This window comes from Spirosoma knui (genome assembly GCF_054780635.1).
The window spans coordinates 1-520 of record NZ_BAAGVY010000041.1; the positions used below are offsets into that span (position 1 = coordinate 1).

Annotated in this window: 2 tRNA genes and 1 rRNA gene; all 3 read right to left on the reverse strand. The window is 52.9% G+C overall.

The window, feature by feature from the left end:
* Window positions 1-219: 219 nt before the first annotated feature.
* Window positions 220-293, reverse strand: a tRNA-Ala gene (locus ACYVIY_RS28655).
* A gap of 17 nt (window positions 294-310) precedes the next feature.
* Window positions 311-384 (reverse strand) — tRNA-Ile (locus ACYVIY_RS28660).
* A gap of 47 nt (window positions 385-431) precedes the next feature.
* A 16S ribosomal RNA gene (locus ACYVIY_RS28665) occupies window positions 432-520 on the reverse strand; the annotation flags it as partial.

Below are 520 nucleotides of genomic sequence, written 5' to 3' on the forward strand. Positions count from 1 at the left end.
GCCCCTGCCAGCGGGTCCCCTAAGCGTTTCGTCGCTTGCCACGTCCTTCATCGCCACCAGAAGCCTTAGGCATCCCCCAGACGCCCTTTTGCTGCGTGTTCACACGCTTATGTTCAACTCTTGAGCAACTCTTCTACTTGCTTATCACCCGAAGCTGGCTCTCACCAGCTTCAGTCTCTCCCTGTAGGTCAAAGAACGAATGAACCCGAATGGTTCATGTGGAGAATAACGGATTCGAACCGTTGACCCCCTGCTTGCAAAGCAGGTGCTCTAGCCAGCTGAGCTAATCCCCCCTATTTGTTTACTTGCGTGGGCCTGCGTGGACTCGAACCACGGACCTCTACATTATCAGTGTAGCGCTCTAACCACCTGAGCTACAAGCCCAGATCTTTGCATATTAACATCAAAAGAAGTATCAAATATGGCTCCAGAAAGGAGGTGTTCCAGCCGCACCTTCCGGTACGGCTACCTTGTTACGACTTAGCCCCAGTCGCCGAGTTTACCCTTGTCCGGTTGTCAC